At 56.7% G+C, this 12,838-nt stretch carries 12 protein-coding genes; 8 read left to right on the top strand and 4 right to left on the bottom strand.

Features of this window, described 5'->3' with window-relative positions:
- The first annotated feature begins 267 nt into the window (after positions 1–267).
- The 3 genes from AB7532_RS09275 (at position 268) to AB7532_RS09265 (ending at position 3,608) form a co-directional block, all read left to right on the top strand.
- Complete coding sequence (locus tag AB7532_RS09275) at positions 268–1,488, top strand: hypothetical protein (RefSeq protein WP_441234498.1); 1,221 nt, start codon at positions 268–270, stop codon at positions 1,486–1,488.
- Between the two features lie 28 nt (positions 1,489–1,516).
- Entirely contained in the window at positions 1,517–1,978 is a 462-nt protein-coding gene (locus tag AB7532_RS09270; protein ID WP_441234497.1) for a hypothetical protein, read from the top strand.
- A gap of 133 nt (positions 1,979–2,111) precedes the next feature.
- Complete coding sequence (locus AB7532_RS09265) at positions 2,112–3,608, top strand: esterase/lipase family protein (protein WP_441234496.1); 1,497 nt, start codon at positions 2,112–2,114, stop codon at positions 3,606–3,608.
- On the opposite strand, the gene AB7532_RS09260 is transcribed toward AB7532_RS09265, so the two are convergent.
- Together AB7532_RS09260 and AB7532_RS09255 are read right to left on the bottom strand one after the other, a co-directional pair.
- Positions 3,605–4,519 carry a hypothetical protein gene (locus AB7532_RS09260; protein ID WP_441234495.1) on the bottom strand — a complete coding sequence of 305 codons (915 nt, stop codon included), beginning with the start codon at positions 4,517–4,519 and terminating at the stop codon, positions 3,605–3,607. The two genes, AB7532_RS09265 and AB7532_RS09260, sit on opposite strands and share 4 nt — an antisense overlap.
- A 205-nt stretch (positions 4,520–4,724) precedes the next feature.
- The gene (locus tag AB7532_RS09255) at positions 4,725–5,426 is read right to left on the bottom strand and encodes a tyrosine-type recombinase/integrase (protein WP_441234494.1); all 702 of its coding nucleotides are present in this window, start codon (positions 5,424–5,426) and stop codon (positions 4,725–4,727) included.
- A gap of 184 nt (positions 5,427–5,610) precedes the next feature.
- Here AB7532_RS09255 and AB7532_RS09250 point away from each other — a divergent pair, with 184 nt between their 5' ends.
- The 4 genes from AB7532_RS09250 (at position 5,611) to AB7532_RS09235 (ending at position 10,302) form a co-directional block, all read left to right on the top strand.
- A complete protein-coding gene (locus AB7532_RS09250; RefSeq protein WP_441234493.1) occupies positions 5,611–6,858 on the top strand; it encodes an SEL1-like repeat protein in 1,248 nt (415 codons plus the stop codon).
- A gap of 356 nt (positions 6,859–7,214) precedes the next feature.
- Entirely contained in the window at positions 7,215–7,454 is a 240-nt protein-coding gene (locus AB7532_RS09245) for a hypothetical protein (RefSeq protein WP_441239221.1), read from the top strand.
- 655 nt (positions 7,455–8,109) lie between these two features.
- Positions 8,110–9,534, top strand: coding sequence for a hypothetical protein (locus tag AB7532_RS09240; RefSeq protein WP_441234492.1), 1,425 nt, complete (start codon positions 8,110–8,112; stop codon positions 9,532–9,534).
- A gap of 588 nt (positions 9,535–10,122) precedes the next feature.
- Complete coding sequence (locus AB7532_RS09235) at positions 10,123–10,302, top strand: hypothetical protein (RefSeq protein ID WP_441234491.1); 180 nt, start codon at positions 10,123–10,125, stop codon at positions 10,300–10,302.
- A 596-nt stretch (positions 10,303–10,898) separates the two neighbouring features.
- On the opposite strand, the gene AB7532_RS09230 is transcribed toward AB7532_RS09235, so the two are convergent.
- The gene (locus AB7532_RS09230; RefSeq protein WP_441234490.1) at positions 10,899–11,498 is read right to left on the bottom strand and encodes a hypothetical protein; all 600 of its coding nucleotides are present in this window, start codon (positions 11,496–11,498) and stop codon (positions 10,899–10,901) included.
- Between the two features lie 330 nt (positions 11,499–11,828).
- Here AB7532_RS09230 and AB7532_RS09225 point away from each other — a divergent pair, with 330 nt between their 5' ends.
- Positions 11,829–12,089 (top strand): DNA-binding protein, encoded by a 261-nt coding sequence (locus AB7532_RS09225; RefSeq protein ID WP_441234489.1) that lies wholly within the window; start codon positions 11,829–11,831, stop codon positions 12,087–12,089.
- 109 nt (positions 12,090–12,198) lie between these two features.
- On the opposite strand, the gene AB7532_RS09220 is transcribed toward AB7532_RS09225, so the two are convergent.
- Positions 12,199–12,837, bottom strand: a complete 639-nt coding sequence (locus AB7532_RS09220; RefSeq protein WP_441234488.1) for a TetR family transcriptional regulator — start codon at positions 12,835–12,837, stop codon at positions 12,199–12,201.
- Position 12,838 lies beyond the last annotated feature (1 nt).

The following is a 12,838-nucleotide window of genomic DNA, read 5'->3' as shown; positions in this document are numbered from 1 at the left end:
GTTTCTTGACGTCCTATTTAGGTTGACATTTCCGACCATCGTGGTTTGCTACGCGCACCGTATGGAGCTGCGCGATGGCCTACTTTTGCTCACGACACGTTACGTTGCGGCCCGAAATGGCTTGGCCCGGACGACCACCGGCCGGCTTTCCCCCACATTGAATAGCAACTGAACAATAGCGCTTCGCGCTTTGGATTGTTCGTCATCGACGCCTTCGGCGCCGAGGGCTTCGCTCGTCCTCATTTTCATAAACGCGGAGTTACGTTCATGAGTATCCTGCGCGCCGCGGGCGGCATCATCTACACCCTCGGCCTCATTCTTGGCGGCTACGTCGACAAGCGAATCGTCGCGCAATGCAGTCCGCACGAATGCACAATTGCAGTTGTTCGCGGCTTCCTGCTTCTTGGTTTCGTCGTCTTCAACATCGTGGTCTTCAACCACATCGTGATGATGCTGACTGGCCAGTTCGCAGTCAGTTATTTCCTAGCATGCACGTACGTGGCTGTATTGCTGGGATTGGTAGACTACTGGGCCTTCTACATTTTTAGCCAGTACGAGGATGGTCTTCGTTCTTTAGCGGACGGAGGCGCCGCACTCCATTTTCTCGCACCAATCCCACGATGGGCGAAGATCGCCAAGTGTACCAGGCTTGCCTTAGGCGTTATTCTTTGTCTGAACACCACGATGCTCTCAGGCGTCGATCTCAATCAGCCTACTATCGCTCGGCGGCTTGTCATCGAAGATCAGACGCTCAACAGGGCGATCGATACACGTGCGCTTCAAGAAAGCGACGATCGGAAACAACGCGATCAAACCGCCTACGACACCCAGCTAGCTCTCGTAAGACGCCTGACGGAGGGACGCGCGGGCGACCTTCAAGCGGCAGCTAGAACCGCGCGCGCAGCGCGCCTCGACGTAAACACCGCCGTTCAAGAAGCATCGCGAGCCTATGAGCGACGGCTCTCGACGGAAACTGCAAGGCTCGAAACTATCAAGACACGCCTCGACAAGATTAGTGTCGCTCGCACGGAATCCGCCGGCGCGCAGGATCCACATCGCGTGCCTAAGGATTCGTCACTTCTTAGGCAGCTTCGGGCTCTCTATTGGGATGAGATGAGCGAGAACCCTTGGCTTCTGCTCCCTCTAATTCTGCTGGCATCTGGGCTGATCCTTTGGGACGTGACCATTCAGAGCCTGGCAGCGATGTGGTCGCCGCGAAAGTATGCAGCAGCGACCACCCGAGAGGCTTTGCGCGAAGCAGTCACGGAAGCAAAGTTGTCGGTTTGCGATTTCAACGGACCGCGTAACGACGATCCGCCTCCGCCAGCCGCGCCGTCGCAAGCACAGCCAGCACCGCCACCTCCTCCCGAGCCGCCGTCCATGCCGCCACGCAGGGGCCGAGGCCGCCCGCGCCGCAACGGCCTTGATACGACCGCCAACGCTCTCGGCAACAGCGCGCCACCCGCGATGAATACGAAACCCGTCTGATCACACGATTGCAAACAGGAACGCGACAATGCCCGAACTACACTATCAATTCCCCCTGATGCGCCCCAACCTCGTTCGCACAGCCGCAAAGATTGGCGAGCGCATCATGGACTGCACGGCTAGGCACGTCTTCTTCCGCTATGAGCAGAACACCGCCGGTATTCCGTTCGAGATGGAAGGATCGACGATATGCCTCCGTCACTCATTCTATGAAGCGTATTGCTTTACGAGAGCGAGCAAGCGGGCCAAGTGGGATGTAGAGGACATCGCCTGGGCGCAGATGCATCTCAGCATGCGAAAAGCTGAATCACTGCTCAGCCAACTGGCTGTGCGCGGGATGGCTGTCGAACAGCTCGCGCCCGATGAGATCGCCTGTTATGCGGTGGTCATGGCTGACGCTGTAGCCGCCGCCTCGAAAGCCCTTCGTTTGAGCGCCCCTGGCGCAGATCTGGGGACGAGAGCATCCCGCGCGCTCTCGCCGCCTCCGTAGGAGGGATGCCACTATGTGCTGGCGGCATTTCAATAGCGCATCGATTAGGCAACAGCTCCGAGGGGCTGTGTCTAGCATTAAGAGCGAAAGTCGGTATTCTCGCTATTTTCAGTTGCCAGACGAGTGAGGATAGATGGGGAACGAAGAGGATACCGATCATCGTCCAGGCGTAGGGGAGAACAACATCTGGTACCGCCCCGCATCGTCGGGCCGAGTTATCGTATTTGTGCACGGCGTTCTCTCCGAAAGCCGGACGTGCTGGTACGATGAGTCGACCAAAGCCTATTGGCCCAAGATTGTTGAAAGCGACCGCCGCTTTTCTTCATTTGGCATTTTCCTCGGAGGCTACTACACCGCCACCGATGCGATCCGATACGACATCCGCAACTCATCTGATGAACTGCTGGGGGCAATGACACGCATTCCTGAAGAGGGAGGCGATACTGTCATTTCGAACGACGAGATCGTTTTCGTATGCCACAGCACCGGCGGGATCGTCGTTCGCTATTTGCTGGTTCATCATACAGATTTGTTTCGTGACAAAAAGATCGGGCTCGTCCTAATCGCATCACCATCGCTTGGCTCCAGTTGGGCCAACTGGGCTCGCATCTTGACCGAGCGTTACGGCCACTCGGTCATCCAGCAACTCGAGGAAGATAGCTGGTCTCTTCGAGATCTCGACGCTTCCTTCAAGCGATTACGCGAAGAGAAGCGAATACCGGGCCTATGCGGAATCGAAGCCTACGAAAATCATTTCGTTATCCATGGAAAGTGGATACCGAATAAGCTTGTTGTCGTGACGGAGGAGTCGGCTGGCCGCTACTTCGGGCCGCCTACTCTTCTCCGCAAGACCGACCATTTCTCAACCGTAAAGCCGAAGAATAAACGCGGCCCGGCGCACGAGCTGCTCGTCGACTTTTGCCAAAAGCATTTTCTTGAGAGTTCCGAAACGTCCCGCACTGAAGCACTTGTTGAATATGTTTACGCCGATAGTGTTCGGCTTGAAAGCTACGTTTCCCAAATCCGCCCGCGTCCGAAGCAGCCGCTTACACAACATGAGATGATTGAAGCGGTGTTGGGTGTGTTAAGCAACAAAGGCAGGCTGCTCAAAGCACGTCCTGACTCCAGCGGCTTTTCCGAGGACGCTTTTGTCCTTGAGTCTGTCACAGCGACAAAGGTGATTTTCCCGCGGAAGCTCACCAAAGAAAATGACCTTCCGCAGATAGCAGTTTGGGTGGCTCCGCCCGTTGAGCCGCCGCCCATGCCGTCGAAAGACAACGAGTTTTTTGCGAAAGGAACTTTCTTATATCTCATTGAAGCAAAGGCTGACACGGAGGCCAGATATGTCTCTATGGTATCCGGTCGCTCTGCGCTCGATATGCTCTTGCGAGAGCTCGCGCGACAAGGCTCGATTCAGACATCAGCGGCAGATAGTTATGACGCTCGGCACAATATGTCGTTTCCACTTGCGACACTTAAGGAATGCGGCGGTCTTGTGCAACAGCCCCGCCAGATTACAACTTTGTACAAGCCCCGGTCGATTTCCGATGATCAATACGTACAAGTTAGTGGCAAGATACTGCGCTGTTGGGATCTTTATGCATATCCAATCTTTATTTCGGTGAGCTAAGCGGGTCCAAGCCTTTCATCGATACTTTCTATTGCTCTATCAAGAGTAGCGAGCGCGGCATCATAGTCTTCTTCGAATTCGACAACTGTTGGGCGGATCTGCGCCACGTAATCCAAGAGCATGCGACAGAGCTCTCTCGCTTTCACAGCTTCTTGTCTGGCCAAGGCCAACTTATCTTCTATCGCAAATCGCTTTCCTTTATCGCGAGCATCATCAATCAAACAAACGAGGGCGTGAAAAATAATCTCAAAGTTTTTTGTCTTACGTGCGAGTGCCAGTGCTCGCGCCGCATGCTCGGTCGCTTTTTGCTGACGCCCTTCAGGATCGTCCCACGACGGCTTCGAATAGATTTGCATGAGGTGCATGTGGCAAATGGCTTGGCCAGCGTCCTCCATCGTCCCCTTGTTAAGAGCCGTTTCAAGAAATGGAACCGCTTCATCGGCTGGATGCGCGCTTCTTGTAGCCGCACGGGTATGAAGCTTTGTGCCGACGCCCGCATTGAACATGCCCCACAATCTCGGCGTTGGCTCGGGGCGAATTTCGAGCAGTAGGGCTTTACCGATAGCTATTGCACCGTCTCGATCTTGTTTTTCCTCTGCTGTCGTATATTCGGCCATTTTCCCGTACGCGCTTGCCCCCATGAGAAGCATTTCACCCCGCAAGTTACCTGGACATTTCGCAACACCCGTTCGAACATTGATGGCGTCGAGAACGTCATCCATCGTTATGCCGCTACGATGTTTAAAATTATTCGCCCTCAGCAACTCTAAAAGCTCCTGTAGGCCCTTGGTGTCTAATAAGCGGCCAAGCTCTTCATAGACTTCGTTAAATTTGTCCGGCGAATGCAAGTCCCAAACAAGCTGGATCAGGACTTCGAACCTATTCTCGCTATCTTCTTGATCTTTCAGCATCGCCATTTTCCTGAAGCGTCATGAAACGGAATAGGACGCGAAAAGCGGGCAGAGCAGAAAAGGTAGCGAACGAGCCAACCCGAAACGCACCCAACATAGAAAGCAAACACTATGCTTTGACGCAAAACAACGTTGAAACGAAATTCCATCAAATGACTGATGGTATATTCCGTATTTTGACGAAGGCAGACGAAGAATTATGCTGTCACTTCCAAAAGCGACCGGCCAAGATGACGATGGCCGCAGCAATCACAATAATCGAGATCGAGATCGGACGGAAGCTTCCGATGCACCCTCGATCGGGCATCTGCCACATGCGTTCCGCAAACATACGTTCATCCGCGCCCATGACGTCGCCATAGATCGATGTTGTGCGTAAGGACGCATGCCCCAGCCATCGCTGTATAAGATGCGGCGGGACTAACGACTGGAAGGCATTCACACCAAAACTGTGCCGCAGACCTTTCGGCATCGCCGGTAGCCCGGTAATTTCGGCCCGGGTCATGACGGCCTTCACGCGGCGCCAAGCCGTTGTGCGGCTCCACCGCCATATCCTCTGCCGGGCTTCAGAGCCGCACCGCTGACTGGCGCGGATCGCAAAGGTTTGGTCGAGCTCTGCGAGCAGCCAGGCTGGCAGCGGGACTTGCCGAACGATCCCGCGCTTTCTTCGCTTGAGCGTCGCGAGGCTCGCTGTTCCCGCTTCAAGGTCGATCGCATCCGCGGTGAGAGCGAGCACCTCGGAGATACGTCCGCCCGTCAAATAGAGGGTAAGGCAGAAGAGCCGCACTTCTGGACATTGCTCGTTCGCCGCCAGCACAAAGCGGCCGCGCTCGGCACCGTTCAGATACTTACGGCTGCCTGTCAGATCGTAAAGTGTCAGATCCGTATGCTCTCGTGCCGCCATCATCAGGCCTGAAACAAAATGGCCGATAGTCTTGCAGCACGGGAAAACCCCATTGGTTCAGCGCTAGGACGTGCAGTCGGCAGAAAATTCGTCTTAGAGTCTACCGGCGGGATATAGCCAATTTCAAGGCTTTTTCGATAGGTTGAGACGGTATCGGCCATACGGTTTCAATCGCCTCTTCCCGACATTGGTTATTGCTCTCCTCTGGTTGCCGCCAGGTGCTAAAGCCCAGCAATCAGCAACGTCCGACCAGGACAACTACCAGAAGGCTCTTCAGGCTTTCGATCGGAAGGATGAAAGCTCCGCCCTGGTATTGCTTCAGCAAGCAGCTAATCACGGCTATCCGCCGGCCCAACTCCGGCTTGGGCAGTACTACCGATCCAAGAAAGAATATGGACAGGCCAATGCATGGCTGCGCAAGGCGGCCGAGCAGAACGAAGCAACGGCCGGATTGCTGCTTGGCCTGAGTTACACGCTCGGCTTGGGCGTTGAGCCGGACGATCGGGAAGCCTTGCGTTGGTACCGCAAGTTCGCCGAACGGGCGGAGCCCAAGGCGGAATATATGGTCGGATCATCATACGAGCAGGGCGCCGGCGTCGCTGTCGACTACAGCGAAGCCGTCCGCTGGTTTCGGCGCGGAGCCGACCATGGCAATGCCGACGCACAATGTAGGCTCGGTGTCGCCTACGAGTTCGGTCGCGGAGTTGCGAAGGACAACGCCGAAGCGGTGCGCTGGTATCGCCAGTCCGCCGGGCAGGGAAACGTTCCTTGTCAGTACCGGCTCGGCACCATGTACAAGGACGGCTTTGGCGTCGACAAGGACGATAAGGTTGCCACCGAATGGCTGATGAAAGCCGCCGAGCGAGGTTACGCCCCAGCACAGACGCTCATCGGCTGGTACTACCAGGATGGGCGGTATTTTCCACGCGATCTTGCCAAGGCCTTCGACTGGTGCAGGAAGGCTGCCGAACAGGACGATCCCGACGATGAGGGCAAGGGCGCCGCCATGCTTGGCGCCATGTACGAAGCCGGCCAAGGCGTATCGCCCGACTATGCGCAAGCCATGGCCTGGCTGCTGAAAGCGGCCAAGCATAACAACGACGCGGCGATGTACGAGATCGGCCTCCTTTATGAGAAGGGTCTTGGGGGGCCGATCGATTTTGGAAAGGCCGTGACCTGGTATCAGAAGGCGGCCGAGGCCGGTAATGATCGGGCCAAGGAACGCATTAAGACGCTCCAGGTGCGTACGCGGGGCGCGCAGCAAGCCAAGGCCACGATCCCGGGAGGACTGCAAGCCCGATGTTTTCTTGAGGTGGATACCGATGCGTTACAGGCAAAGGTGCCGCAGAAAGAAATAGAACGCCGGCATGACGAGTGTCTGCGCAAGCACTGGAAGCGCCTCAACGGCACAGCGCCCTTTCCCCTCGACCAATGACCTCCGGCCGCAGCTTCGTGATCCCCTCATACAAGGGCTTGTGTCATGGTCTTGGCTTGGATCGCTGCCGGCCTCGCCGCGGCGTGGCGCCGCCGAAAGAGGGCCATGCCATTTAAAACCCGGATCGCATTACGGGCTGCGGAGATCTTCGATGCTGAACAGCCCGAATGAATTTCTCTTCGGTTTTGCTTCCGTCTTGCCTGTTCTTTTGGGGCTGGTTGCGTGGCCACAGGCGATTGTTCTTGCACGGGAGCCAACACTTACGTGATGGAAGAGTTGGCCGCCGAGCTTGGACCTGCGTTTCTTTGCGCCGATCTCGATTTGACGCCGGAGCTTCTTAGGACCACGCTTCATACATTGCGTCGTGGATCAAGGTCCACAAAGACGACGAGCGCACGATCTTCACCGCTGCATCGCACGCGCAACGCGCCTCGGACTTCTCACACGGCTCCGAATTCCTGCTGCCGCATAATCCGACGCCGCGCTCGTGGCCAGCGCCGACTCGGATCGCTTCCACGATTCTCCTGTCACAAGAACAGCAGAGCCGTAGGCATCGTCATGTTGGCGGGAGCTTCGCTCGCATGGTCTCTATATAATCAGCGGCTGTACGCACATCATTTGCGCTCGCGCGAAACCCTCCAGCATCAAGAGTCTCTGCGATGCTATAGAGGCGGGATTTGTCCGTCGCGTACTCAATCGGCGCAACCCTAGCAAAAGCCTCGGGGTGCAGTGGGTCCATAATACCCCACTTCGTATTATCGGTCATGAGGAGTCTCCAGCTAAGATGAAAATCAGCATGCCACAGGGGAAAGAGCAGTCAATCGCGGCACATCTCGCTCAATAAAATCAGGCGTTCGCGCGCTTCGATTGGGTCAATCACCTTCAAGAACCTAGCCCGGCCGACAATGAAGGCACTTAAGATGAGTGTGCCGTTGACGCGGCCGTTTTAGCAGAGAACTGCTCTTGCTTTAAAGCGATGTGCAGCCCTGACGCTGGGAGCGTCCTCACTCTAACGAACGAATCGCTTTATTCGAAATACGAACCAAACTATAATTGCATCGTATGAACAGTGCGGTTCGCAACTACATTTTGTTTTTTGGATTTATAGTGATGGTAGCTCCGCCTTGTCACGGAGCCACGCTAGGCACTTCAGCAGGATCACCCGATCCGTTAAGTTCTTTCAGTTCAACGACCGGATTGTTTAGTCCCGCCTCTGGCGCCGTCGGAGTCTCCAGCACAGGCACCGAAAAAATGCGGGTGAACGGAACGGGCGTTGGTATTGGCACAACAGCGCCTGTCTTTCCTTTGCATGTATACAACCACGGCGTCGATACCGGCTACGGACTGGCAGGAGAAGAAATATATTCCTCAAGCTTCGAAGCGGGTCTCCTGTTGAATAATGCCGCAACGGGTGGTCACAAATACAATATTTTTTCGAGCGGCGGAGGCTCTGGCGTAGGCAATGGAAATCTTGCGTTTGCGGATGTGACGAACCAGTCCACTCGAGTGCTAATCTCGTCTTCTGGTAACGTCGGCATCGGGGTCACAACACCGCAATCCAAGCTGGATGTGTCTGGTGGTGTTGCGGTCGGTGCCTCCTATGCTGGTGTTACCGCGGCCCCTACAAACGGGGCGATCATTCAGGGGGCTGTTGGCATCGGCACCAATGCGCCGACGGCCGGCGCTGCGCTTGATTTGAGCTACAATTCGAATTCTATGCTGCTTCCAACGGGCACAAGCGGCCAAAGACCCACCGGCGTCGTTGGCATGATGCGCTATAACAGTGCGATACCTGGCGTGGAAACCTATTACAATGGTAGCTGGAACACTTTAGGTACAGGCAGCATCACCAGCATCGCAACGAACAACGGCATCACCGGCGGCACGATCGTTGGCTCCGGCACCATCGGCCTCGCGCCGATCGGTACCGTCCAACTGCTCGCCAACCCCACCGGCTCCAGCGCTGTTCCTGTCGGTACATCTTTGTCCGCGGTTATCGATAACGCCGCCTGTTCCACACAAGGCAGCATTTTTTATCGTAACGGATCAAGCTGGACGTGCTTGCCGCCCGGCACTTCAGGACAAGTGCTTCAAACGCAAGGCGCGAGCGCAAACCCGCAATGGGCGGTAGGCGGTGGCGGTTCTTCGGGCATGACGTTACTTGCAACTGTGAATGCTTCGGGGGCAAGCAGTGTTGTCTTTAACTCTACTCATCTCACGAGCACCTACAACAAATACGTCATAGAGTTTGATAGCTTCTACCCGTCGACGGACAACGTCAATTTTGAATTACAGATTTCAAATGACAATGGCTCGACATGGATTTCATCGTCCTATGATTACGCCATCTACAATCACGACTGGAATGGCGGCAGCTCGGTGGTTGGCAGCGGCGGTACCGGCAATAGCTTCGCCTTGCTCGCTCAAGGCGTGGGCGGCACGTCCAATAAAGTGGGACAAGGAACGATCAAATTCTCAATGCCGAGCGCGTCCGCGCAATATCCGGTTTTTGATTGGAAGATCATGTACTGGTTCCATGGCCCCGGCGCGCTCGAAGACATCATCGGCTCCGGCGTCTATGATGGCGCCACAGGCGCCTTTAATGCCGTAAGGATTCTGATGTCGTCTGGTAACATAAACGGAAATTTTCATCTTTACGGACTCTCCGGAAATTGAAGCGGCGATGTACGAGATCGGTCTCCTTCCATGACAAGGGTCTCAGGATGCCGATCGAGTTTGGAAAGGCTGTGATCTGGTATTAGAAGTCAGCCGAACGATGATCGGGCCCGAGAGCGCCGTACGCCAAGCACGCAGTCAGCCAAGGCCACGATCCCGGAAGGGTTGCAAGCCCGATGTTTCCTTGAGGCGGATACCGATACCGATGCGCTATCGACGAAGGTGGCACAGAAGGAAATCGAGCGCCGGCATGACGAGCGTCTGCGCAAGCACTGGAAGCGCCTCAACGGCACGGCGCCCTTTCCTCTCGATTAATAGCCTTTACCCGAGCTAATTCCTCCTTGCAGTGCGCGCAACGTAGCGCACGAGGTGCTCGGCTGCGCGATGCGGTCTCTGATCACGACCACATTTTCCACCATCCTTGGCGCGCCATCAGCCTCACTGCGGCTTGTCGCGCCGTCGTCGCCTATGGACGCAAGGGTTGCACCCTCCTCCATTGCATTTCGGTCGCAAGCGATGCCTCCGCCTCCGCCGTCGCCCGAATGCCGCAGAGGCCGCGAATGGCGCGGCCAAGCGACGGAGGTGGAGATGATATTATGGACGATCAGTGAACTGGCGCGGCTGACGGCGCATGAGCTCTATGACCTGGAGCGCACGATTCGCGAGGAGCTATGGAAGTTGGAGCTGGGCTCAATCGCGAGATCTCATGCACTTGCCAGCCTTGAGAATATCCGGCGGCTCTTGATTCAGCGCGATTTGCATCCTTGATTATTCGGGCAGGGGTTGGGCGCGGCCCGAAGGCCGGGCATCACCCCTGCCTCGCGGCGAGCAGCGGGAGTGCAAGGCGCAAGGTTCAAGGAAGTTGCGGAGCAACTTTTTTGGAGGCACCGCGCGCGCCATGGCGCGCGGGGGAGCCAAAACCCGCAGGGCCTGTCCTTGCGCCGCGCCGAGGGCAGCGCCCTAAGGTTGGCCGCGGCAGCGGCGGTAGAAGCAAAGATCGGCGTGCGCGCAGCGCATCGCCGACGTCAAATGGCACCCGGGACGCGTGAGCATAGCGACGGCGCACCGGCACGCGGGACGAGTGCAGCAACGAGACCGGTTAAAAGGGCACCCGTCTGACGGGGCAGTGATAACGACGCCGGCTTGCCGGCGGGCCCCTTCAGCGAGTGCCCCCGGCGAGGAGCCCAATATCTCTTGCGCGAAGGATCGTTACCGAAGGCCGAGACCCTGTTGGGGCTCGGTGAGCGAAGCGAATAGAGCCCGGCCGGCATGCCGGACGCGCCAAACCATGCAAGCACTCCAATAGCCAAAAGCCCCTGCCGAATTTCCGACAAGGGCTCTTGGTCAGCATTCATCAAATAAAGCTAACCGCGGAAGGCTTCCATCCGGCGCGATCCGTTGCGACCTCTTCCTGGCCGCTTTGAAGGACGCTTGGCTGTCCTCACCATTTCCGCCTTGGCGTTGAGTATCTCGGCGATCACGGTTTCAGGCGGCGTCACAAGAAGCTTGCTCTGTTCTTCACCTGCGAGATCGCGCCATTTGAGGCGCGTCTGGTAGGGCTTTGCCGGTTTGAAGCTCTCGGTCGGCTCGAAGGTCTCGACCCGGAACACGATGCTGCGATTGACCGCCACACCGTCCTCGGTGAACAGGTGCAGCTCGTGCTCACTTGCAAACGCCTCCGGCGTCTGCTCGGTCAAAACGATTTCGCGGTCGAGCAGAACGATGCGTCCTTTGAAATCCTTCTCGGGCTTGAACTCCGGATTGGCCGCGGGATCGAAGGGTTCGACAAATGCGATCTGCTCCACCGATACCAATCTCTTTCCGACTGTAACGACTTTCATGACTGTCTCCTTTCGCTTGGGTTGATTGAACCGCAAGCTAGCGAAGCGACGCGGACAACCGGAGCGAAAGGATTGGGAATCGATACGGAACGGTTCGGAAAGATTGTTGATCAAAAAGTTCAACCGGAATCTCCGGGACGATCGCGCAATGTTTTGCACGCGGAACGTAGTGATCATCTTTTGCATACCTAAGTATTCGCACGCGGAATCGTTGAGAAGCTTTTGCGACGCAGCATTTTGGATTTGATTTCGGCCTACCAGAAAAAGACAATGGGTCTGCACATCTTGGCGCTTTCATTGGGCCGGGAGAGCATAAAGATGGAGGGATTACCTGTTTTTGGCAGCGTCAGAAGATCACCCGGCCAGCGGCGTTCAAGTAAACGCCCTCGTCTCATAACCATCCGGCATTCCTCGCACTCGCGGGGGAGAAACCCACAGCACCTTGGAGGACACATGCAGTCAAACGCCGCGCCACAAAAAAAAGATGTTCCACTTGCCGAGGACATACTGAAGGGCGCGGAAGCCATTGCCGAGTTCCTGTTTCACGGTAGCAGCGAGCATCAGCGCGGCCGTAATCGTCGGAAGGTCTATCATCTTGCGGAATCTTCGCGGCTGCCGGTTTTCAGGCTCGGCTCAATGCTCTGCGCACGCAAGTCAAAGCTGCTGGATTTCATAGCGGCACAAGAGAACCGCGTGCTACCGCCCGGTGAATAACAGCCACGCTCAACATTTACTGTGGGGTTGCTTACCGGTCCGCTTCAGCACTTGCTTCCTGGCGTCTGATAATGTTTCTTCCGGAAAATGGCGCCAATTGCGGCAAAGATTATGCGTCCCGTGGACGTGTGAGCAACCCGCGCAACACCGTGTCGGCGTGCTGGCTCGCCAGCGTTTCCAGATTCAACCCCGGCTTCTCGAGATCGCCGAACATTTCCTGATAGAGGACGCCGGTTATCATCGGCCCGACGATCGACATGGCGTGAAGCTTGGGATCGCCGGCGCGGATTTCGCCGCGCGCTTGCCCGGCAGTGATGAGCCCCGTGAGAAGATTGAGCATCCGGGAAACAACTTCCTCGTGCCAGATCGCGGCCAGGTCGGGAAAAGCGCGGCCATCGGCCAGCACCAGTCTGAGAATGGCCGGAACGCGGCTGCCGGCGATGCGGGTCGCGGCTTGCTGAAGCAGTTTCGGCACCAGCGCCGCCAGCGAACCCTCGGCAACCACCGCCGCCTGTTCGACCGCGCCCAGATTATCCGTCAGCGCGTGCCGGACGGCCGCCCGGAACAGGGCCTCCTTGGTATCGAAATACAAATAGAGCGTGCCCTTCGCGACGCCCGCTTCTTTTGCGACATCCGTCAGCTTGGTCGCGGCGAATCCGTTTTCGATGAAGAGGGCGAGCGCGGCTTCGAGGATCTCGGCGGGGCGCGCCTCCTTGCGCCGGTTCCATTTGCGCTTGGCATCGGTCACG

The organism is Bradyrhizobium sp. 930_D9_N1_4 (assembly GCF_052076015.1).
In the GTDB taxonomy this organism is placed as follows: Bacteria; Pseudomonadota; Alphaproteobacteria; order Rhizobiales; family Xanthobacteraceae; genus Bradyrhizobium.
This window is presented reverse-complemented; position numbering and strand designations above follow the sequence as displayed.